Annotated in this window: 17 protein-coding genes and 1 CRISPR repeat array; of the genes, 7 read left to right on the top strand and 10 right to left on the bottom strand. The window is 59.1% G+C overall.

The features are described from left to right. The first annotated feature begins 99 nt into the window (after nucleotides 1-99). Nucleotides 100-270 (top strand): DUF6435 family protein, encoded by a 171-nt coding sequence (locus LLY24_RS13725; RefSeq protein ID WP_259036864.1) that lies wholly within the window; start codon nucleotides 100-102, stop codon nucleotides 268-270. Nucleotides 271-400: 130 nt separating this feature from the next. On the opposite strand, the gene ntrC is transcribed toward LLY24_RS13725, so the two are convergent. The 4 genes from ntrC to LLY24_RS13705 all read right to left on the bottom strand — a co-directional run bounded on the left by ntrC (nucleotide 401) and on the right by LLY24_RS13705 (nucleotide 6,110). Beyond that, nucleotides 401-1,828, bottom strand: coding sequence for a nitrogen regulation protein NR(I) (ntrC, locus tag LLY24_RS13720; RefSeq protein WP_259036863.1), 1,428 nt, complete (start codon nucleotides 1,826-1,828; stop codon nucleotides 401-403). Then, the gene (gene glnL, locus LLY24_RS13715) at nucleotides 1,821-2,867 is read right to left on the bottom strand and encodes a nitrogen regulation protein NR(II) (protein WP_259036862.1); all 1,047 of its coding nucleotides are present in this window, start codon (nucleotides 2,865-2,867) and stop codon (nucleotides 1,821-1,823) included. The genes ntrC and glnL overlap by 8 nt, the downstream gene beginning before the upstream one ends. Before the next feature lie 381 nt (nucleotides 2,868-3,248). Beyond that, the gene (gene glnA, locus LLY24_RS13710) at nucleotides 3,249-4,655 is read right to left on the bottom strand and encodes a glutamate--ammonia ligase (protein WP_259036861.1); all 1,407 of its coding nucleotides are present in this window, start codon (nucleotides 4,653-4,655) and stop codon (nucleotides 3,249-3,251) included. A gap of 426 nt (nucleotides 4,656-5,081) precedes the next feature. Then, nucleotides 5,082-6,110, bottom strand: coding sequence for an acyltransferase family protein (locus LLY24_RS13705; protein ID WP_259036860.1), 1,029 nt, complete (start codon nucleotides 6,108-6,110; stop codon nucleotides 5,082-5,084). A gap of 196 nt (nucleotides 6,111-6,306) precedes the next feature. Between LLY24_RS13705 and LLY24_RS13700 the strand changes: the two genes are divergently transcribed. The 6 genes from LLY24_RS13700 (at nucleotide 6,307) to LLY24_RS13675 (ending at nucleotide 11,670) form a co-directional block, all read left to right on the top strand. Next, nucleotides 6,307-7,170, top strand: coding sequence for an alpha/beta hydrolase (locus tag LLY24_RS13700; protein ID WP_259036997.1), 864 nt, complete (start codon nucleotides 6,307-6,309; stop codon nucleotides 7,168-7,170). Nucleotides 7,171-7,291: 121 nt separating this feature from the next. Then, a complete protein-coding gene (locus LLY24_RS13695) occupies nucleotides 7,292-7,603 on the top strand; it encodes a hypothetical protein (protein ID WP_259036859.1) in 312 nt (103 codons plus the stop codon). A gap of 488 nt (nucleotides 7,604-8,091) precedes the next feature. Beyond that, nucleotides 8,092-9,006, top strand: a complete 915-nt coding sequence (locus LLY24_RS13690) for a metal ABC transporter substrate-binding protein (RefSeq protein WP_282563400.1) — start codon at nucleotides 8,092-8,094, stop codon at nucleotides 9,004-9,006. Next, on the top strand, nucleotides 9,006-9,953 hold the full coding sequence (locus LLY24_RS13685) for a manganese/iron ABC transporter ATP-binding protein (RefSeq protein WP_259036858.1): 948 nt from the start codon (nucleotides 9,006-9,008) through the stop codon (nucleotides 9,951-9,953). Before LLY24_RS13690 ends, LLY24_RS13685 begins: the two co-directional genes overlap by 1 nt. After that, nucleotides 9,950-10,834, top strand: a complete 885-nt coding sequence (locus LLY24_RS13680; RefSeq protein ID WP_267135339.1) for a metal ABC transporter permease — start codon at nucleotides 9,950-9,952, stop codon at nucleotides 10,832-10,834. The genes LLY24_RS13685 and LLY24_RS13680 overlap by 4 nt, the downstream gene beginning before the upstream one ends. Further along, nucleotides 10,831-11,670 (top strand): metal ABC transporter permease, encoded by an 840-nt coding sequence (locus LLY24_RS13675; protein ID WP_259036857.1) that lies wholly within the window; start codon nucleotides 10,831-10,833, stop codon nucleotides 11,668-11,670. Before LLY24_RS13680 ends, LLY24_RS13675 begins: the two co-directional genes overlap by 4 nt. A 460-nt stretch (nucleotides 11,671-12,130) precedes the next feature. Further along, nucleotides 12,131-14,138: a CRISPR direct-repeat array (repeat unit 28 nt; unit sequence TTTCTGAGCTGCCTGTGCGGCAGCGAAC). A 128-nt stretch (nucleotides 14,139-14,266) separates the two neighbouring features. On the opposite strand, the gene cas6f is transcribed toward LLY24_RS13675, so the two are convergent. Genes cas6f through LLY24_RS13645 form a run of 6 tightly spaced genes read right to left on the bottom strand, consistent with a single transcriptional unit; the run spans nucleotide 14,267 to nucleotide 21,997 of the window. After that, nucleotides 14,267-14,836 carry a type I-F CRISPR-associated endoribonuclease Cas6/Csy4 gene (gene cas6f / locus LLY24_RS13670; RefSeq protein ID WP_259036856.1) on the bottom strand — a complete coding sequence of 190 codons (570 nt, stop codon included), beginning with the start codon at nucleotides 14,834-14,836 and terminating at the stop codon, nucleotides 14,267-14,269. A 3-nt stretch (nucleotides 14,837-14,839) separates the two neighbouring features. Then, nucleotides 14,840-15,874 (bottom strand): type I-F CRISPR-associated protein Csy3, encoded by a 1,035-nt coding sequence (gene csy3 / locus LLY24_RS13665; protein WP_259036855.1) that lies wholly within the window; start codon nucleotides 15,872-15,874, stop codon nucleotides 14,840-14,842. A 16-nt stretch (nucleotides 15,875-15,890) separates the two neighbouring features. Then, nucleotides 15,891-16,871, bottom strand: coding sequence for a type I-F CRISPR-associated protein Csy2 (gene csy2, locus LLY24_RS13660; RefSeq protein WP_259036854.1), 981 nt, complete (start codon nucleotides 16,869-16,871; stop codon nucleotides 15,891-15,893). Then, entirely contained in the window at nucleotides 16,868-18,259 is a 1,392-nt protein-coding gene (csy1, locus tag LLY24_RS13655) for a type I-F CRISPR-associated protein Csy1 (protein ID WP_259036853.1), read from the bottom strand. The genes csy2 and csy1 overlap by 4 nt, the downstream gene beginning before the upstream one ends. A gap of 34 nt (nucleotides 18,260-18,293) precedes the next feature. Then, complete coding sequence (gene cas3f / locus LLY24_RS13650) at nucleotides 18,294-21,656, bottom strand: type I-F CRISPR-associated helicase Cas3f (protein ID WP_259036852.1); 3,363 nt, start codon at nucleotides 21,654-21,656, stop codon at nucleotides 18,294-18,296. After that, entirely contained in the window at nucleotides 21,653-21,997 is a 345-nt protein-coding gene (locus LLY24_RS13645; RefSeq protein WP_259036851.1) for a hypothetical protein, read from the bottom strand. Before LLY24_RS13645 ends, cas3f begins: the two co-directional genes overlap by 4 nt. Nucleotides 21,998-22,122: the final 125 nt, after the last annotated feature.

Here is a 22,122-nt window from a genome sequence, read left to right as displayed (position 1 = left end):
TTTCATCGCCAACGGATCGAAATAGCGCCAAACAGATCCTATACATTGGGTGTACAAGATGTATATGTACGATTTTTCCACAGCCAATGGAGAGGCGACATGTTTGGATTTCTGAAGCGTGATCCGTTGAAACAGCTGTTGCAGGACTACGAACATAAACTGCAGGAAGCGCTAGACGCATCGCATAACGGTGACAAACTCACCAATACGCTGCGTACCCAAGAGGCCGAAGCAATTCTTGTCGATATTCAGCGGATGGATCATCGCTGACGTCAGGATGGGAAAGGCGCAGGCACTTACGAGTAGGGAGCAACTAAGTAGTGCGTAATGATAGCGATACTGAATGAAGCGTCCACATTTCGCGGACGCTTTTTTATGCCGATGAGATAGTCAAGCCAGCTCACTCATCCGCCAGCGCGGGCAGCAGTGTCTTGAGCTTACGCGTTAGCGTATTGCGCCCCCACCCCAGTAGCTCCGCCGCCTCGCCTTTGCGTCCACCGGTATGCTTGAGCGCGGTTTCGATCAGGATGCGCTCGAAGTCCGGCACCGACTCCTCCAGCAGATGCGTATGCCCCTCCGCCAAGGCGTGATCGGCCCACTCGCGAAAGGCGCTGCGCCAGTCGCCGTGAGTATGGCTACCCGCGCCTTCGAGCGTGCGCAGCTCTGGCGGCAAATCCTCGACGAGAATCTCCCGCCCCGAGGCCATCACCGTGAGCCAGCGGCAGGTGTTTTCCAGCTGGCGAACGTTGCCGGGCCAGGGTAGCCGGGTCAGGTGCGTTTCGGCATCGGCCGTTAACACCTTGATGTCGGTTGCCAACTCTTTGGCCGCCTCGGCGAGAAAATGACGCGTCAGGCGAGGGATGTCCTCGCGCCGCTCAGCCAAGCGCGGCAGATGGATACGAATGACGTTGAGGCGATGAAAGAGGTCTTCGCGAAAGCGCCCTTCGTCTACCAGAGACTCCAAGTTCTGGTGGGTGGCAGCGATGATGCGTACATCCACCTTCACCGGCGTATGGCCACCCACGCGATAGAACTCACCATCGGCGAGCACGCGCAGCAGTCGCGTCTGGGTCTCGGCGGGCATGTCGCCGATCTCATCGAGAAACAGCGTACCGCCGTTGGCCTGCTCGAAGCGCCCCTGACGCTGGGCCGCTGCGCCGGTGAAGGCGCCCTTCTCGTGGCCAAACAACTCAGACTCGATCAAATCCTTGGGGATCGCGGCCATGTTCAAGGCGATGAACGGCTTGCCCGCACGTGGGCTGTGCTGATGAAGCGCCTGCGCGACCCGCTCCTTACCGGTACCGGACTCGCCGTTGATCAATACCGTGATGTGCGAGTGTGACAGCCGCCCGATGGCGCGGAAGACCTCCTGCATGGCCGGCGCTTCACCGATGATCTCGGCGCTAAGGCCTTCGGGCACCGTTACCGGGCGCTGACGCTCGCGCGCGTGGGCCACGGCGCGGCGCACCAACGCAAGCGCTTCGTCGACGTCGAAAGGCTTGGGCAAATACTCGAAGGCGCCCCCCTGGTAGGAGGCAACGGCGCTATCCAGATCCGAATGCGCAGTCATGACGATGACCGGCAAATCCGGATGCACCTCACGCAGCCTGGCCATGAGATCGAGACCATCGATGCCCGGCATGCGGATGTCGGTGACCAGCACGTCGGGCGGATCGTCCACCAGGCGTGACAGGGCGTGATCGGCGCGTTCGATGCACTCCACGGCCAAGTCGGGCTGGGCTAGGGCGCGCTCAAGCACCCAGCGGATCGCGCGGTCATCGTCGACGATCACCACCCGCGCGGCGTCACTGCGAGATGTCTCAGTCATGACACTTCTCCAAGGGAATGAGTAGACGAAATTCGGTATGGCCGAGGCGTGAGTCGCATTCGATCAATCCTTGATGTTGGTGCAGAATCGACTGCGCGATCGAAAGACCCAAGCCGCTTCCCTCGGCGCGTCCTGACACCATGGGATAGAACAGGGTCTCTTGAAGCGCTTCGGGAATCCCGGGGCCGTTGTCGATCACCGCCACTTCGCTCACTAGGCGGTGGCGCTCGGCGCCGAGGGTGAACTGACGCCGCGCGCGGGTGCGCAGAACGAGCTCCGGCGCGAACGTTTCGGCTTCGGTCATGGCTTGAACGGCATTGCGCGCAACGTTGAGCACCGCCTGAATCATCTGCGCTTCGTCGCCGGAGAGTTCGGGCAAACTGGGATCATAGTCGCGCGTGATAAGCACGTTCGGGTGCTCGGCCACCAGCAGCGAGCGCACCCGTTCGAGCACCTTGTGGATATTCACCGGCGCGTGTTTGATGATGCGATTCGGCCCCAGCATCGAGTCGACCAGATCCTTGAGCCGGTCAACCTCCTCGACGATGATGCGGGTGAACTCCTGCAGCGCCGGGTCGTCGAGATCGCGCTCCAGCAATTGTGCTGCGCCGCGAATCCCGCCAAGCGGATTCTTGACCTCGTGCGCCAGCCCTCGGGTGAGCACTTTGATGGTCTCCTGCCGCGTGGTCAGCGCCTCTTCGCGGGAGATCTGCATCAAGCGATCGCGCGGCTCCATCTCCAATAAAAGCTCGTCTTCCGAGAGCGGCGTTACGGTGTAATCGATGGTGAGCGGGTCGCTATTGAGCGGGGTAATACGCGCTTCGCGCTGGGTATAGGGGTGAAAGGCATCACGCGCCTTGGCCAGCACGTTATCGATACTGGCGTCGCCACCCAGCAGCGTATCGAGACTCAGCCCCTGCACGCGGCTTAGGCTTACTGCTAGCAGCGCTTCAGCCGCTGGGTTCATCCAGCGGACGGTAAGCTCGCCATCGAGCAATAGCACTGCCGTGGTGAGATGTTCGATCAATCGCTGATACATGTAAGCTTCCAACGCCCCGTTTTGCTGGCTCACTCTATCCACTTGTTACTGGCTCTATACCCGTTCACTTCTATTCGCCGCCATTCATCACTATTCACCATAACTGCAAGAAGCACGCCAATTAGCGCTCACAGGCAATACGAAGGTGCATCGGCAGGCATCATGATGATGCATGGGCGCCAGCACCGTGCTTCTAGAGGAAAAGCACCTTCCAAAGCAATGGTTTTACGCCCCAAGGATGACCAGCGGAAATCTATCAGCCAGGCTTAATGCACCATTGTAGTGCGCATTGTTTTACTAGTGATTCATTGCCGTGCAAATAAAAAACCCCGCCGAAGCGGGGTTGTCTAAGCGCTGAATCTAATCGTCTAAAAGCGAGGATTAGCAGCTGTAGTACATGTCGAACTCGATGGGGTGCGTGGTCATGCGAATGCGCTCGACCTCTTCCATCTTCAGTTCGATGTAGGCATCGATCATCTCGTCGGTGAACACGCCACCTTCGGTCAAGAAGGCGCGGTCGGCGTCGAGGGCTTCGAGCGCTTGATCCAGGCTGTGTGCAACGGTCGGTACGGACTTGCCTTCTTCCGGCGGCAGGTCGTACAGGTTTTTGTCCATGGCATCGCCAGGATGGATCTTGTTCTTGATACCGTCGATACCGGCCATCAGCATCGCCGAGAACGCCAGGTAAGGGTTGGCGGTCGGGTCAGGGAAGCGCGCCTCGACACGCTTGCCTTTGGGGCTCGCAGTGTAGGGGATACGGATGGAGGCAGAGCGGTTACGCGCACTGTAGGCGAGCATGACCGGCGCTTCGAAACCCGGCACCAGACGCTTGTACGAGTTGGTAGAGGCGTTGGTGAAGGCGTTTAGCGCACGAGCGTGCTTGATGATACCGCCAATGTAGAACAGTGCCATTTCAGACAGGCCCGCGTACTCGTCGCCGGCAAACTGGTTCTGACCATCTTTCCAGAAAGACTGGTGAACGTGCATACCAGAGCCGTTATCACCCACCAGCGGCTTGGGCATGAAGGTAGCGGTCTTGCCGTAAGCATGCGCCACGTTGTGGATGACGTACTTCATTTCCTGAACTTCGTCAGCCTTCTTCACCAGCGTGTTGAACTTGACGCCGATTTCATTCTGACCGGCGTTCGCCACTTCGTGGTGGTGAACTTCGACGGTCTGACCGATCGCTTCCAGAGTGTTACACATGGCACCACGGATATCGTGGAAGCTATCGACCGGGGGTACCGGGAAGTAGCCGCCTTTGACGCGCGGACGGTGGCCGAGGTTGCCGCCTTCGACTTTGGAATCGGTCGCCCAGGCACCCTCTTCAGAGGAGATCTTGTACATGGAGCCCTGGATATCGGATTTCCAGTGCACTTCGTCGAAGATGAAGAATTCGGGCTCAGGGCCGAAGAACGCAGTGTCGCCCAGGCCAGAAGATTGCAGGTAGGCTTCGGCGCGCTTGGCGATGGAGCGCGGGTCACGATCGTAGCCCTGCATGGTGGCAGGCTCGATGATGTCGCAGCGCAGGATCAGCGTAGCGTCTTCGGTGAAGGGGTCGAGGAAGGCGGTGCCGTCTTCCGGACGCAGGATCATGTCGGACTCGTTGATGCCTTTCCAGCCTTCGATGGAAGAACCATCGAACATTTGACCGTTCTCGAAGAACTCTTCGTTGACATCGCGGGCCGGTACGGTGACGTGCTGCTCTTTACCGCGGGTATCGGTGAAGCGCAGATCCACCCATTTAACGTCGTGCTCTTCGATCAGTGCTAGGGTCTTGGCTGACATGTGTCCTCCGGTATGAGCGTGGCTTAACGCGTAAACTGTAAGCGACAAACTACTGTTATTCGACGGCCCAGGCCGCATCGGCAGGGGCGTCATTGTTGTTCACTCGGCGCTTGCTCGATTCATAGAGACAAGCATCGGCGACGTTCCAAATCGGCTATGGTTGTAGCACGCCGAGAGGCACCTTGCCTACGACCCGCTAGCCGCTGCCTTAAACAATGCAGAGAGCGTGCCAAATTGCACCAACATGGCATTTACAAAAAACAACACCATGTTTTTAAAGCAATAAATTTTACGCCTCAATGCCACCTGATGTAGCAAGGCTAGTCCAAGCGCTGAAAAGCTGCACCAAATACGCTCACAATGCACCAAAATAGATCAAAAATTAGCGCTTGCGCCTCACTGTGGTGCGTGAGAGCAAAATCGCTTTTACACCTTTAGCCGTTTCCCCAGCAGCATGGCCCCTAGAGGCCACCTATTGGCAATCTTGTTCAACGTGATTGAGCCTGCTGCCCCGACCACTATCAACAGCGCGACGTAGAGCAACAGAGGCGTTTTGAAGGGCCGGACCAACACGTCCACCAGCGAGAAAAACATGGGGTGCGCCAGATAGATTCCGAAGGAGTAGGCGTTGATGTAGCGCACCCAAACCGGTGCCGGGCGGTCTCGCAGCACGCGCATAGCCCATAGGGTGAACAAAACGAACAGCGGGATCACCCACACTTCCTTGGAGGAGAATTCGAGCCAACCCGCCACACTGGCGGCCACGAGCAGCGCCACGAAGCCAAATAGCCAGAGAGGATGCGAAAAGCGCTGCATCCAACTCGGTACCAAAAGCTCATTACCCTGCTCTTGGCGAGGGTAGAAGCGCACCACGACCAGCGCCAAAAAGAACAGATAGATCCAACCAAGCGGCGCAATCCAGAGCAGATACCCCGGCGGATCGGCGCCCAGCCAGTAAGCGATGCCCCAATAAGCCATACTCGTAAGGCACGCTACCCACAGCCAGGGGATGGGATCGAAGCGCCACAGCTGCCAGCGGGTAAAGAGCCAATAGGCGGTATAGAACTGCATGGCGATGATCAAAAAATAGCCATGCCAACCCGCAAAGATGAAGTACTCCACGGCGTTGGCAAAAAAATCCACCGGCTGACCGATCATCCAGCGCCGCACCCATTCACCGGTAGAATAAATGAAGCCATATACCAGATAGGGCAGCATGACGTACTTGACCCGCTGGGCCAAAAAACCCGGCGGAACGGCTTTGTCATAGCGCATGGCAAAGACGAAAACCGAAATGAACAAAAAGATCGGCGTACCCAGCACCAGCGGTAGGCGCATGAGGTCAGTGGCAAGGTTATCTAGGCGCTGATTGACGTGGTCCAGCAGATGAAAGAGAAACACCGCGGCACAGCCATAAGCGCGCAGCCAGTAAATCTCTTCTATTCTTTTATGCATTACCCCTCCGTGGCATGCCCGTCGTTGGCCAGCGCAGAACAATCAAGGCTAACGCGATGTCGGACTCATTAACCTCGCAATAATTCCCGGAGGCGCCTTGTCCCTGTTTCGTCCTCTCAGTTTAGCCGCTCGCTGCGCCATTACCTCACGCCGCCTTTGGGTCTCGGCTGCTGCCTTGGTAGGCGCCTTCAGCCTAATGAGCTCGGCCCTGGCAGGCGATGTCGAGCATCACACGTTCGACTCCCCAACGCTTGGTCACCCCTACCCCTACACCGTTTACTTACCCGACGGGTATGCCGATAGCCCAGAGCGTGACTACCCGGTGGTCTACCTCCTCCATGGCTCTTTCGGCACCGAGCGCGACTGGGTCGCCAAGGGCAACTTGGCGCAAACGGCAGATCGCTTGATCGCCGCAGGGCATATCCCGCCTGCGGTCTTCATCATGCCAGGCAGCCGCAGTTGGTGGATCGACGGTCACAACGAAGCAGCCCGTAGCGCCTTTTTCGAAGACCTAATGCCGCACGTAGAAGCCACCTATCGGGTTGGCAACAATCGCGATCAGCGTGCCATAGGAGGGCTCTCGGCAGGCGGTTTCGGCGCGCTCAACTTCGCCCTGGAACGCCCCGACCTCTTCGCCGCCGTTGCCGCTCTAAGCCCGGCAAGCTACGTTCCTTACCCACCGCTCAACTCATCGGCACACCGTCATCCTGCTTTCTTGGACGACGAAGGCCACTTTGATACCGCTTTGTGGGATGCGCGCAACTACCCTGCTCTACTCGAAGAGTACCGCATGCAGGTAACGCCTCGCCCCAGCGCCGAGGAGAGCGATGTGCCACCGGTGCCGCTCTACATCAGCGCCGGGCGCAGCGACGTCTACGACGCCGAGTATCACGCCCGCCTGATGCGCCAAGCTATGGAGCGCATTCAGCCCAATGACGTGCGCTTGGACCTTTACCCCGGCGGGCACACGTGGCGCGTATGGCGCGCGAGCCTCCCCGCCGCGCTGAACTTTCTATTTCAGTACGTCGACCCGCAAGCAGAGGATAGAGATGGGACTTAGCGTTGACGCCCTAATGCTGACGTCGGCGCATGTCGAACTACACTGAGCAATAAGCCTTACGCTAAATACGCTTGATGTTACTGCGTTCAATATTTACTGAGTGCAACAATAGGAGAGCCCGATGCATAAACATATCGACTGGGATGAACCCGGCAACGCCAGCGTTTCCAAACTGTTCTCCAACGATCATCACGCCCACGCCAAGATAGGCCACGGCGATATTCTGTCGGCGCGCTACGAAGGCATCGTGGTACGGGTCGAGGTGGAAGTTTATCGCGAAGAGGAGAAAGTCAGCATCGGTAACGTGGTCGCCCTCATCGATGGCCACGGCCAACGCCTCAAAGGCCACGGCAAACTTGTATTGGGTGACACCGTGCGCCTACCCGACGACAAACGTGCTTTCGAGCCCACGGCGGATACCAAAGAGCGTTAGACGACGCATTACCCTACTAAAAAGCTCCGAATGCAGAGGTCACACGCTATCGTGCCACCCCGTGCTTTCGGAGCTCCTGCCCTAATTCCCTACCGCCACTGACGCTATCGGCGCGTCACGCTGCCTGTGCGGCAGCCAACACTTAGCATACTTGCTCTATGCCACCATTTTCTAAGCTGCCTACCCGGCAGCAAAGAGCATTCGTCACGCCTACCAAGCCCGCCGCAAAAGCGGCAGCGCACTATAGCGTTAGTCATCTACGTGGTCGACGCTTTTCAAAGATAATTTAAGACCGTAATGCATTCACAGCCAGCGCTCGCAGACCGATCAACATCAACCGCTGAGCAGACATTTAATACGTTGCTACAAAACTAAGCCTAGTACATACTTTTCACCTAAGGTTGAATCAAGTCGACCTGGCACCGGTAGCTTTTGGGCCGCGCTACGCCCTACATAGCTGCCAAAACACACGCATAAAGGGAATAATCATGAATCGAAAGAGAGGTTTCTCTAGGCTCGCATGGGTTGCCACACTGGCCATGGGCTTCGCACTTAGCGCCTCAGCCAGCGCGGAAGAGAAGTTCAAGGCGGTGACGACGTTCACGGTCATCGCGGACATGGCGCAAAACGTGGCCGGTGACGCTGCAACGGTCGAGTCGATCACTCGCCCCGGTGCCGAGATTCATGACTATTCCCCGACGCCTGGCGACATCATGCGCGCTCAGGGCGCTGACCTGATCATCTGGAACGGCCTGGATCTCGAGCGCTGGTTCGAGCGGTTCTTCCAGAACTTGAACGATGTACCCAGTGTGGTGGCCTCCGAAGGCGTCGAGCCGATCAGCATCACCAGCGGCCCCTACGATGGCAAACCCAACCCGCACGCCTGGATGTCGCCGGAAAGCGCACTGATCTACGTCGACAACATTCGTGATGCTTTCGTCACCTACGATCCGGACAACGCCGATACCTATCGCGCCAACGCCGAGGCGTATAAACAAGAGATCGAAGCGGCGATTGCCCCGATCCGTGAAGCGCTTTCTCAAATCCCCGACGACAAGCGCTGGCTGGTTTCGAGCGAAGGGGCGTTCTCCTATCTGGCCCGTGACTTCGACATGCAAGAGCTTTATCTTTGGCCGATCAACGCCGATCAGGAAGGCACGCCGCAGCAGGTTCGCCACGTGGTCGACGAAGTGCGCGCCCACGACATTCCGGCCGTGTTCAGCGAGAGCACCGTCTCCGCCAATCCGGCGCAGCAGGTTGCCCGTGAGACCGGTGCCCACTACGGCGGCGTTCTCTACGTCGACTCGTTGAGCGCCGCGGATGGCCCAGTGCCGACTTACATCGATCTACTTAAGGTGACGTCTCAAACCATCGCCGATGGTTTGACCGCAGGGATGGAATAATGCCAGAAACCGACACTCGAACATCGAGCGTCGCGCCAGATACCGCCGCCCGGCCACCGGGCGGCGGTATTGCCGTTGAAGGTGCGACGGTTACTTACCGCAACGGCCACACTGCGCTGCGCGATGCTACTTTTTTAACCCCGACCGGTACCATCACCGCACTGGTCGGCGTCAACGGTTCCGGCAAATCGACCCTGTTCAAGGCGATCATGGGGTTCGTTCGCCTCGCCAAGGGCGAGATTCGCGTGCTCGATATGCCAGTGAAAGCCGCCTTGAAGCGCAATCTCATCGCCTACGTACCGCAGTCCGAAGAGGTCGACTGGCAGTTTCCAGTACTGGTCGAAGACGTGGTCATGATGGGTCGCTACGGCCAAATGGGGATGCTGCGAATCCCCAAGGGTGCCGACCACGAAGCGGTCGATGCGGCGCTGGCCCGCGTCAACATGGGCGAATTCAGAAAGCGCCAGATTGGTGAGCTCTCCGGTGGCCAGCGCAAGCGCGTCTTTCTGGCACGCGCCCTGGCCCAAGACAGCCGAGTGATTCTGCTCGATGAGCCCTTTACCGGCGTCGACGTCAAGACCGAAGACCAGATCATCGAGCTTTTGCGCGAACTGCGCGACGAAGGCCGGGTGATGCTGGTGTCTACCCATAACCTCGGCTCGGTACCGGAATTTTGCGACCGCACCGTGCTCATCAAGGGTACCGTGCTTGACTACGGGCCAACGGACGAGACCTTCACCCAGCATAACCTCGAGCGCGCGTTTGGCGGCGTGTTGCGCCACTTCATGCTCGAACACGACGACGAGGCGCCGCGCCACCCAGTGGGCGTCTTCACCGACGATGAGCGTGCGCTGGTGCTGCAAAACGGGGTCGCCGCCCGGCGGCAGCTGCCGGTACCGAGCGCCCAGCGCGATACCACCGATGCGGACACGGAGCACCGCCAATGATCGACCTTTTGCTCCAACCCTTCGGCTATGGCTACATGCAGAACGCCATGTGGGTATCGGCGCTGGTGGGCGGCGTGTGTGCCTTTCTCTCTTGCTACCTGATGCTCAAGGGCTGGTCACTGATCGGCGATGCACTGTCGCATTCGATCGTACCCGGCGTTGCGGGCGCCTACATGATTGGCCTGCCGTTTTCGCTCGGCGCCTTCTTTGCCGGTGGGCTCGCCTCCGCCGCCATGCTGTTTCTCAACCAGCGCAGCAAGCTCAAGGAGGACGTGATCATCGGCATGACCTTCAGCGCCTTCTTTGGCCTGGGGCTCTTTATGGTGTCGCTATCACCGGCGTCGGTGAACATTCAGTCGATCGTGCTGGGTAACGTGCTGGCGATCACGCCATCCGACACCCTACAGCTTGGCATCATCGGCGTAGTGTCACTATCGATCCTACTCGTCAAGTGGAAGGATCTGCTGGTCACCTTCTTCGACGAGAATCACGCCCGCTCCATCGGTCTCAATCCGACAGCGCTCAAGGTGCTTTTCTTTACCCTGCTATCGGCCTCGACCGTGGCCGCGCTGCAAACGGTCGGTGCCTTTTTGGTGATCTGCATGGTGGTAACGCCGGGGGCAACGGCCTATCTGCTGTCGGATCGCTTTTCGAGGGTACTGACCATTGCCGTGGCCATTGGCACGCTGACGAGCTTTTTTGGCGCCTACGTTAGCTATTTTCTCGATGGCGCGACCGGCGGCATCATCGTGGTGCTGCAAACGCTGATCTTCTTGCTCGTTTTCGTGTTCGCGCCCAAGCACGGCATGCTGGCCGCACGCCGCCGGGCAGCACATGCGCTGCGCACGCCCCTACACGCCGATATGGAGGGAACGCCATGAGCCTTGGTCAGTGGCTACTTGCCCCCTTCCAGTTCAGTTTCATGCTCAATGCTATGGTCATCGCCGTGCTGGTCGCGATTCCCATGGCGCTGCTTTCCTGCTTTTTGGTGCTCAAGGGCTGGGCGCTGATGGGCGATGCGATCTCGCATGCGGTCTTTCCGGGCGTGGTGATCTCTTATATCGTCGGCATTCCCTTGGCCATCGGCGCCTTTGCGGCGGGCATGTTCTGCGCCTTAGCCACCGGCTTTCTGAAGGAGAATAGCCGCATCAAGCAGGATACGGTGATGGGCATCGTCTTTTCGGGCATGTTCGGACTCGGGCTTGTGCTCTATGTCGAGATTCAATCGACGGTGCACCTGGATCACATCCTGTTTGGTAATATCCTCGGCATTGGGCGACAAGACATTATCGAATCTGCCCTCATTGCCCTAATGACCATCGGCGTGATCGGCCTCAAGTGGAAGGATTTTTTACTCCACGCCTTCGATCCCACCCAGGCACGCGCCGTGGGTCTGCGCACCCGGTGGCTACACTATGGCTTGCTATGTTTGATCTCGCTGACCATCGTTGGTGCGCTGAAGGCGGCGGGCATCATCCTAGCCATTGCGCTTTTGATCGCCCCAGGAGCCGTCGCGTTCTTGTTGACTCAGCGCTTTAGCATCATGCTGATCATCGCCGTGACGATGTCGGCCGTGATCGCGTTTCTTGGCGTCTATCTGTCATTTTTCATCGACAGCGCGCCAGCCCCCACCATCGTGCTTCTCTACACACTCGTGTTCGTGATTGTTTTCATCTACTCCGTGCGCCAGACGGCGAAGCGCGAAGCCATGATGTAGCGCCACGCTCGAAACCGAAAAACGCAAGCTTATACGGGCTTGCGTTTTTTTATGTACTCGCTGGCCTCATAGGCGTATCCAAACGCCCACACCGCAGGGCTTGAGGACGATATAGCCAAGTGACTATTTGCCTAACGTAGGCTAGCCAAAGGTGAAGCAAGGCGGGTTCGCCATCCCCCGATACCTCATCTGCCAAAGCAGGGTACGCCAGGCGACTATTGGCCTCTTGCTTCATGCCTCCCAAGATAAGAGCGACCACGAAGCAAGGTCAATGGATTTACCTTCATATGCGAACGCTTGCGTATCAAAGCGAGCCACCTTAGGGTTACAAGGCCTGTCCTCGGCATGGCTGCCGACCCCTTCGCTCTAGCATACATGGCGTTGATGAGGGCTAGCGCGGGCGCCTCCCGCGCGGCAGGCACCCACGACATCCTCAATACAAATTCAATTCGTGCTTTAGGCTCTTAGCTGCCTGTGCGGCAGCGAACTTTATTTGCAAAAACGTGTTGACACGCGCCGTTTTCTGAGCTTCCTATGCGGCAGCGAACTCAGGGAGCGTATGTGGCATGCAGCCACTCAGTTTCTGAGCTGCCTGGGCGGCAGCGAACCATACCTACCAACCCAGCCGCCCGCTGGGAGTTTTCTGAGCTGCCTGTGCGGCAGCGAACCCCGCATCGACGAAGCCCGTACCGAGCTACTCTTTCTGAGCTGCCTGTGCGGCAGCGAACGACGCCGGTGAAGGCGTCGCGCTCGGCTTTCATTTCTGAGCTGCCTGTGCGGCAGCGAACGGTAATACAGCTCCGGTAATAGCGTTGATGCCTTTCTGAGCTGCCTGTGCGGCAGCGAACATACGTCAACCCTTCCACATAAACTGTGTACATTTCTGAGCTGCCTGTGCGGCAGCGAACGGAGAAGGTGAAACTCTCATGCTGAATGAGGATTTCTGAGCTGCCTGTGCGGCAGCGAACTCCATCCGCCGCTACCCCATTTCAACCCGGGCTTTCTGAGCTGCCTGTGCGGCAGCGAACGGCTTATCGGCAGGCGCGGCCTTGCGTGCTTTTTTCTGAGCTGCCTGTGCGGCAGCGAACTCTACGGTCATGCCGCCGAGCGTCCATTCGAATTTCTGAGCTGCCTGTGCGGCAGCGAACAACAGGGCGGCGATTTTGGCCTTGAGGCCGTCTTTCTGAGCTGCCTGTGCGGCAGCGAACGCCAAGCTGGCTCGCGAAAACATAGGCGTGTATTTCTGAGCTGCCTGTGCGGCAGCGAACGCGGTCGTGACTTTACCGACGAGAAAGTCTTATTTCTGAGCTGCCTGTGCGGCAGCGAACAGCCATTAGACCGACAGCGAGCTGTTGAGCATTTTCTGAGCTGCCTGTGCGGCAGCGAACGACGCGGCCTTCGTTGTCGCCGGGGCGACAAATTTCTGAGCTGCCTGTGCGGCAGCGAACTCAGCTTGTAACTGCGTTCGTTGTGACCGATGTTTCTGAGCTGCCTGTGCGGCAGCGAACTTGCTGAGGCTTGCTCATGGAGCTATCCCAGTTTTCTGAGCTGCCTGTGCGGCAGCGAACGCAGCAGCAATACGATCATGGCCACGGTCAACTTTCTGAGCTGCCTGTGCGGCAGCGAACGACGCGCTGCGCGACACCGCCGCCGCCCTGGATTTCTGAGCTGCCTGTGCGGCAGCGAACTGGTTCAGACGGCCCGCCGGTTGCGAACGGGTTTTCTGAGCTGCCTGTGCGGCAGCGAACGACCGTATGCCCAAGCCAGAGATTTCTGATGTTTTCTGAGCTGCCTGTGCGGCAGCGAACACCGATCTGCAGGCATCGCGCACCGATATGGTTTTCTGAGCTGCCTGTGCGGCAGCGAACGATAACATCGTCCAGAACGGGCTATTTAGTGCTTTCTGAGCTGCCTGTGCGGCAGCGAACTGGACCTCGAGCGCGCCCAAGCGGGGCAGGTCTTTCTGAGCTGCCTGTGCGGCAGCGAACTGTCCACCGCGACGACCGCTCGGCTTGCTACATTTCTGAGCTGCCTGTGCGGCAGCGAACGATAAGTCAAGCGTGTGGATAACTTTTCTGCATTTCTGAGCTGCCTGTGCGGCAGCGAACCTGGAGCTCGGGGGAGCGATGCACTTCGTCATTTTCTGAGCTGCCTGTGCGGCAGCGAACAGCGCGTTCATTTTCAAAGGACTGGACGACCATTTCTGAGCTGCCTGTGCGGCAGCGAACGTTAGGAATCACAAAGCAAATTCAGCTCTACTTTTCTGAGCTGCCTGTGCGGCAGCGAACGAAATGAGAAGAAAAGCGAGGAAAATCAAATTTTTCTGAGCTGCCTGTGCGGCAGCGAACTATCGGACGAGAAATAACCCTGGTAGTCCCTGTTTCTGAGCTGCCTGTGCGGCAGCGAACCACGAAGCTCAACAGGCGAGGGTTTCGCTGCATTTCTGAGCTGCCTGTGCGGCAGCGAACTAGAGCTTAGCAGAAACAACGGTTTGATTGTTAAAGAGCTTTGGTTAGAAAAAGCGGTATCACCCTTTCTTAGATGATACCGCTAAGCCATTGATTTTTTATCTGCTTTTAACGCCCTGAAAAAAGGGTCAAAACCAGGGAATTGTGGCGGTGGGGCTTAGGCCGTAGTGATTGAACTCGCCCGGTCGGGGCGTGGGCTCGGGTTTGCCATGCTCGATGAACAGGGCAAAACGCTGCTGTGTCGAGCGGCTGTTGAGCTGTACGAAGGGCAGCGCAATGCGCTTTTCTGCTACCTGGTCATAGATCGCCTGCGCCTGCTCTTCGGCTAAGCCGTTGCGCTTGGCGTAGCGCTTGGCGCGGCTTGGGTTGCCGGTGTTGAACTGTTTGCGCGCGACGCTGCGATGTTGAACCTCAGCGGGTACGGCCAAAATATCGCCAACACTCACGTGATCGCGCATGCCGTTTAGCCACGGCTGCTGCATGAGCTGCGTCAAACGCGCCTGCGTGCTGTGCAAGCGCAGATGGTCGCCCAGGGTGCGCGCGTTTACGCCCAACTTGTGCTGCGGAAAGCTTACGCCGATGTCGGTTGCTTGAAGGTCGAACAGGGCGCGGTGCAGCTTGCTGTAGAGCGCTTCCATTAGCATGGGCGGCGCAAAGTCGGGGTCCGGCCGCAGCCGGATATCGATGTAGTGGTCCATGGCTTACCCCGCGTCGCCGAAGACGCCGCCTCGAATCAGCGTGGCCATGACGAAGTGCTGATTCTCGACCGAAGGCACCTGATCCTTCAACAGCCAGTTATCCAGCAGGTTATAGAAGTCGACTTTCTGCTTCGGCTGGCGGTAAGCGCTGCCTTGGGTGGTCACCGAGCCGTAGGGTTCGACGGCGATCGGGCCAAGGTCACTGCCGTCTTCCGGCGCCGGGTACCAGGTGTCGATGGTGCGCAGCGCATTACCCAATTTTTGCGAGTGAATGGCGGCGTGCTTGTCATCGCCGATGCTATAGAGGGTTTTGCTCTTATCACCGCGGGAGCGATCCAGAATCAGCTCCTGTGAGGGGAAGACCTCTTGACCGGCGCCAACGCGTGCAAAGGCGACCACATCGAGCAGCAGGTACTGTTCGCCGGATAATGCCCCCGCAATACACTCGCCTAGCGCTTTGGTTTGCACGTCGCCTTCGAAGCTGCGCGTGGATTGGCCAAGGGCATCGAACGTCCACTGCTGCGCCTTTTTGCCTTCCTGAATACGGCTGACAATCACCTCGACCGATTCCGCGCCGATGCGGTTGCGCCACAAAAAGCGGCCGTTGGCGAGGTTGCAGGCGTAGCGGTGTGCCAGTTCATTAAAGCCGTGCTCACTCACGTAGCCGCTGACGGTCTGTTTGAGTTTTTGCTGGTAGTCGGCGTTGTTGCAGGCGGACGGATGCCCAGCCCCTGCGAGTACGCGCAGCGTGAAATGTACCGCCAGCGTATCGGCATCGTGGGGAAGCGTTGCAACATCCACCGTCTGCAGGTTGGGGTTCTCGATGGCGGCATCGAGCTTGAGCGGGTCTTGATCCTTGGCTTTCAGGCGGTTGGAGATGGTGCCGCGCACCGACTTTTCGCGAACCAGCACGGGCGCCCATTGCGCCGCATCGCTGCGCGTATCCCAACTGCCAGCGCTGAATAGCGCATCGGACGGGTCGAGTTTGCGCTCGAAGGCGAGTACAGAGGCGGTTTTGAGAGAGTCATTCTTGGCCATGTTGTTTCCCCTTTGGTTAATCTTGTGACGTCTTGGCGTAATGGTTTTGAAGGCGATAAATCCCGCGATCCAAATCGTTTTCCACGAACCACATCAGATCGTCTGGCGTTTGGAAGCGATGCGGGCTCACCCACTCGCCAATGGAATAAAGACTTTCTGCGAACTGAAAAGGCACTTCAGGATCGCGGGCGTTGGCGACCTCGCCTGGCTGGTAGAGATCCGAAATGGCGCCATAGCCGATCGGAATCGGCACCAGCCAGCCCTTATATGGGCGGCGAAGCGCCCAGCGCGCGGTCTCTTTCGTTACACCTCCCTTTTCATCCTTCACCTGCTCGATATGGCAGGTATGGTTAAGCCGGGAGAGATCGAGCCAGGCGTCCAACGGCGTGGCCTGCTCATTTTGTGATTGCAACGTAGCGGTATGCGCGGCGAGCAGGTCATCACGCAGCACTAGTGCGAAGCCGGGGAGCAGGCGGCGCTTCAGGCGTTGCCACTGCTTGGCGCGCTTCTCTTCGTTCGCGTCGAAGCTGATCAACGTAGGGCGATAACGCGCTTGACCGTCCAAGGGTGGCATGACACTGCCGCCTGCGATACGCATGCCCTTTACTTGCTCGAAAAGTCGATTCGCGATCTCACTTCGGCGCTCGGGATTGCCAAGCTCCTCACCCATTGACTCGACACCGATCAGCAGGCTGACCTCAAGGTGCACACGGCCCTCCTCGACGATGGCGGCGGTGCTACCATCCTTTCCGACCGGGTTACGCGTGAGATGAAACGCCTTGATGAAACCGCCTTCGGTCACTTGAGGCTCGATGTAGTGACACACCACGCCAATTTCATTGAACACCAGCTTGATGTCATCGGGGAGGTTGCGTTCCAGTACCTGCTGCACGCCTATAAAGGCGCTCATGGCAGGAAATCCCCACGTCATCGGGCTGGAAATAGCGTTGGCATTCTGGATGCGTAATCGAGGAAACAACAGGAGATGATTCATCATGCGAGCTCTCCTTCCAGGCGCTCATCCTCTTCGCGTAGAGCGTCTTGCAGGCCCTCCATCTGTCGACGGAAGTCTTCTAGTACCTGCTCGATCTTACTCGTCCAGAACTCATGCTCTGGATCACCCAGACTGATCTTCAAGCGTTTGGTGAGCGTATGCTTGAGCCAGCCTGAAAAGCGCTCGGAAACCTCCTCGTGCCAGTCAGAACGTTGCCTCGCGCTGGCAAAATCAGCGTCTAGCTCACTGCGTCCGGGATCGAGCCAGTAGCGCTCAGAAGCCACCAGCCTGCATTCGCTGTCTGCCGACCAGCCCGAGGGCAAACGGTGAAGCTCGAAGGTGAACATCAAAAGCTCGTCGGCCAGCATGGCGGTCAAATCATCGTGCAAATCCCTATCCTGATAGGTTTTTCGCGGTGCCTTGCCTGATAGAGCGCGGCGCTCGTCCTCTTTCATGTTCTGCTTTACCCAGCCGACCAGGTCGTTGACGAGTTGGCGAACCGGCGCGCGCCGGCCAAAGCGAGGCAGTACCGACTCGGTGCGAAGCGGTGGGGTAACGTCGCGAGAAACCCAGTGGGGCGGAAGCGACGCGAGTAGGTAATTCTGCCCGCCCCGCTCGCTGTTGAGCTGCGAGATATTTTGCGGCTTGGTGCCACCGAGTTTCTGCACGGCGAGGTTGGGGTAGTCGCTGTACTCGCCGTCGAACATGATCGTATCGCGTCGCGCCTTGCGCCCCGCTTTGGCGTGCTCGCCAAAACGCGCCTCGCTGAGCCGGGCGTGGAACGGATGAATCAGAGCGGTGGCATAAAGCGGCGCCAGCAGGTGATAGCTGCCATTGTCGGTCGGTTCGTCACCTACTAGCCAGTACACCTGCTTGCCGCGCGCGTGGGAGCTGGGAGCGCCTTTCGGCTCGACGATCTGCGCAAAGGCGCTAACCCATGCCTGCGCCTGGTCGCGATCCTCACTCAACGCGTCGATCAGCGCCTCATCACCGTCGAGCGAAAGCTCCAGCAGTGAGCGCCCCTGCCATTGGAGCTTTAAGAACTTGTAGACATCGAGCGCGGCGGCGTTGCCGACCACATCGCCCTGAAAGTCCTGCGGCAGACAGTGGCTGCCAACCAAACCGGGGCGATCAAACTGCCCGGGTTCGATATAAAGGTTGGTACCCTTGGCATCCGGGTGAACGCCCTTGAGTGAGTGAGTAACGACCTGAAGCTGACTGACCCGCCGCGCGGCATCGGCGAGCCACGCTTGCGGGTCGAACTGCTCCTGCAACTTGAGGTAGGCAGGGTCATCCGGCGCTAGCTTTTCTGTTTTAGTGGCAAAGCGGTTGTGGATGAATTCGTGAATCACAGCCCTAAGTGATAGCGGCTGATGCGGTGGCTCGTTCATAGCGCTCCCCTTTAACTCCCTGTATCGCTTAAGGTTACTTTTTTCTTACAAATCCCAGCGTTGGATGGAAATGCCAGCCGTACGGGGCGTAGTCGGTCTTGAGTCGGATGTGGCCGAAGCGGCGGGCGCAGCGCTCCAGACTCATGTCCATCGCCTCGGCCTGCTCGCTGAGTGCGACAATGTAGTCGGGTTCGTTCCAGTGCGTGACGCGCGGGTTATCGAGCAGCGCATCCGGTAGCCGGTCCAGCTCGCGCTCAACCGCCAACAACTGCTCGTCCCTACCGCTGCCTTCCACGCGGTAGAACCGGTAATCCTCCTCCGCTTCGTCCACCATCAGCACGAACTCGCTCTCTGTCGCGTTATCTTCCCGAAACGGCGCGTGCTGTTGGGCAATGGCGCTAAGTGTCAGTGTGGTCGGGCGATAGAACAGGTAGGCGCCCAAATTGGGCTGCGGCTTCTCGCCTCGACGTTTACGCCGTCGGGGCGAATTTACCGGCTCAGCCCCTTCGACCATCAACGCGGCCAGCTGAGCGTGCTCTAAGTCGACCAGCTTGCCGGTGGGCTCAAGCGTCTCGGCAGGCATCAGTCGCGGTCGTGAGTCGATGGGGTCGAGCTCGACACTGCGCAGCAGATCGGTGAGCCGGTGCGTTGATAGCGGCCATTTTTCCTCGGTCTCGAAACCGGGGCGACAAAACGCAGCCTGTCTTTTTTCCAAGGCTTTGACGTTGGCATCTAGTAGCACGATGTTGGGCACGTCGACCGGGCGAGAACGGTGGCGGCGCACGCGTCCGGCGAGCTGGATGATCGAGCGCATGGAGGAGGGTTCGACCACGGCCCAGTCGTAATCGTGGTCGCGCCCGACCTCGGTGACCGGGGAGCCGAGCACGATGAAGAGGTGCTCCGACGCGGGATCGGCGTCCAGCCGCGCGCGAATATCGGGCAGCGCGAACACCGCCATGTCATCGCTGCGGTTGAGCGTTTGATCGAGCCGCGCTTCGATGCGCGAGCGCAGCAGCAGCGGAAACTGCGAGTGATAAACGCAAAGGTGAATGCGTTTTCCTGCAGGCAGTTCGGCGCGATAGAGCGCGAGGGCGACCTCGATCAGCGGCTCGATGTTGGCCATGCGGATCAGCCCGAAGCTCACACGCTGCCCGCTTGTCTGGTCGAGCGTGTGGTGATGCTCGTGTAGCGCCAATGACTCTGCCAGCATGACGCTGGCCATTGCTGCTTGAACACTTTCAGGGTGCGCACTTTCGGCAACGACCGGTGCGATGCGCGCTCGACGGCGCGGTTCGACCTGCGCTAACCGCGCGGCGCGCTTTTCAGCGAAGGCGCGATGCGCGGCATCGAAGCTTTCGCCATTGGCGCAGCCCTGCTGCGCACAGCCGTTTTCGTCAAACCAGGCGCAGATGGGCTCGACGGGGGCACCGGGCTTACCGCGATGGCGCTGGTACTCGGCGCGCCCTTCACGGTAGGCATCATAGAGCCCTCGCACAATGGCGGGTGGCAGCGTAGCCGATGAGAGCAGCACGCGAGAGCCGAGCAGCCCCGTCCAGTACACGAGCCGTGACAGCGCGGGCAAGTCCTTGATGTCGAAATCATCCGGCTCGTCGAGCACCAGATCGCCGCTCATCAGCCGCAGCATCGGCGCAATTTGATGGCCCCCGCGCAGGCTTTCGGTGGCGGGCACCAGGTGATCGATGGTGCAGACCAGCACCGGCGCGCCGATTAGCGCGCGGGCGTGCGGGTCACTGACGACCTTGCTCAGCACCGGGTGGCTATCGAGATCGCCTTCGAAGACGACATGGCTCTGCTCGTCGAGTAGCTCGCCGCGCGATGCCGAGCCGCCGCGTTCGTCCTCGCTCTCTTTCTGCTGATGTTCGAACAGCGCCCGGCTGGCACTGCCGCCAACGCGAATCGCCAGTTCGTCGCTGCCAAGCCCTAGCCGTTCACGGTAGGCCTGGCCAGTCTGCAGGGTGAGCGTGCGCAGGCCCAGCGCAATGGAGAACCGCGCGCCAGCGTCAGGGGCGGCCAGACCGTAGAGGATGCGGCCATTGGCGATGGTCTTGCCACAGCCGGTCGAGGCCATATTGATGCCGAAAAAGCCCTGCTCTGCGCTCTTGTCGCGCAGCCCGACGGCCAGGTCATACGCCTTGTCCTGCCAGCGAAAGCGCGCGTTTTTGCTGCGCGCCTTGAAGCCCTTGTGGCGAGCAATGCGCGGTAGCGCGGTGGTCAAACTCGGTAGGTGGTGGGTGATCTCGCCAGTGGCGCGCACCACGCCCAGCAAATGCTCGATCAGCGGCTGGCAAAGCAGGCGCTTGCCGTGATGAAACATGGTGTTGGCGTAGAGGTGCATCTTACCGTCACTCCCCGGCCACTCGCCCTTGAGCCGACCTTCCTCCACAAGGCTCGAATAGTGGTGATCGGCCAGCATCAACGAAAGCCTTGCCAGATGCATGACGTAGGGCGACTCGATCGGCGAAACGGGGTAGCGCAGCTCGGCCAGCTGGCGCGCCAGCCGTGCGGCCCGCGTGCGCCAGGCATCGTGCGTCACCGGCAAGCCCTGGGTAAAGCGCCAGTAAGGTGTGTCTTCCTCAGCGCTGGGGGGCTGGACGATCTCGTTCCAGCGTGCGGTGATCGCGCTGGGAAGTGCTGGCACGGTATCGGCATTGAGCGTGGCGCGGGCACCTACCCACTTTTGGCGGCCATCGTCGTATTCGGCAGGGTTGGCTGGCAGCCGGTGATGGCTGACGATCAGCCAGCCGATGGCAGCCGCTAATGGCGGAAGGTGTGGAAAAGGCGCTGGTCTGGCCAATGTATCCAGACCATCGCGTTGAAGACGATCCAGCCAGCGCGCGTCATTCTGCTCACTCGGTGCTTGAAGCCTTGCCAGCCACCCGGCGTCATCGTCGTCACCCACGAAGGCTTCGAGCAGACGTAGCGATACCCACTCATGACGATAGCGATTACGCCCTTCGAGCTTGCCCTGCAACCGCCGCTGGAAGGCATCGGAGGCCTTGCCGAGATCGTGAAAGAGCGCGGCCATGGAGGCGAGCATATGAATCAGCCTGAGCGAGTGCCAGTCGTTCTCATCCTCGCGGCGCAATATATTGCGCTTTGTGGTGTTGGTGGGCGTGGCGCCCCGGGCATTGAACTGCGAAGCGTCGCCGACGACCCATAAAAGCTCGCTGTGGTCGTGGCCGCGAATCCAGTGGCAGGCGATGGCGCTGTTCTTGCGCGCTTTCTGGCGCAGAAGCGTTCTCAAGGTATCGAGCCCGGCCTGGGTGATCGCGGTCTGCCAGGTACGATCACCGCGCCGCTCGGCGAACTGGTCGAGAATGCGCCGCGTCTCTTTCAGCGCGTTCTTGTGGCACTGAGAGACGAGCAGCACGTTCACCGGTTCGCCTCGGCGCTCAGGCGTTCGGCCACCGTTTTTAGCGTGTCGATCATGGTATCGAGCGCCTCGACCTGGCTCAGCCGTTCGATGCAGCTCTGGCGGAACTCCTGCTCCTCGTCACCGCGGCTGGCAGATATGAACGCTTGCGGCAGGATCACGGCATCCTTGAGCGAGGTGGTGTTGGCGATGGGGATATTCCAGTACTTCGAGCGCTTACCCTCATCGGTTACGTACTCGACGCGCCCGCCGTTGACCAGCACTCGGCAGTGCTGAAGGTAGTAAAGGTTCGCGCGCTTGGAGTGCAGAATCGTTTTTAAATCGCTGGCGGCAAGATCATCCATGGCGGTTTCCCTGACACTCCCCTACTGTTAATACTGCTTAGTTTTTTAATACTTCTTAGGCTTTTCGTTTCATCTAACCACGCTTAAGCGACAAACTCTATCCGTTTGGTTACATTTTATTACGT

The organism is Halomonas dongshanensis, assembly GCF_024790395.1.
In the GTDB taxonomy this organism is placed as follows: Bacteria; Pseudomonadota; Gammaproteobacteria; order Pseudomonadales; family Halomonadaceae; genus Vreelandella; species Vreelandella dongshanensis.
The sequence above is the reverse complement of the archived record's forward strand: the minus strand, read 5'-3'. Positions and strand labels throughout refer to the sequence as shown.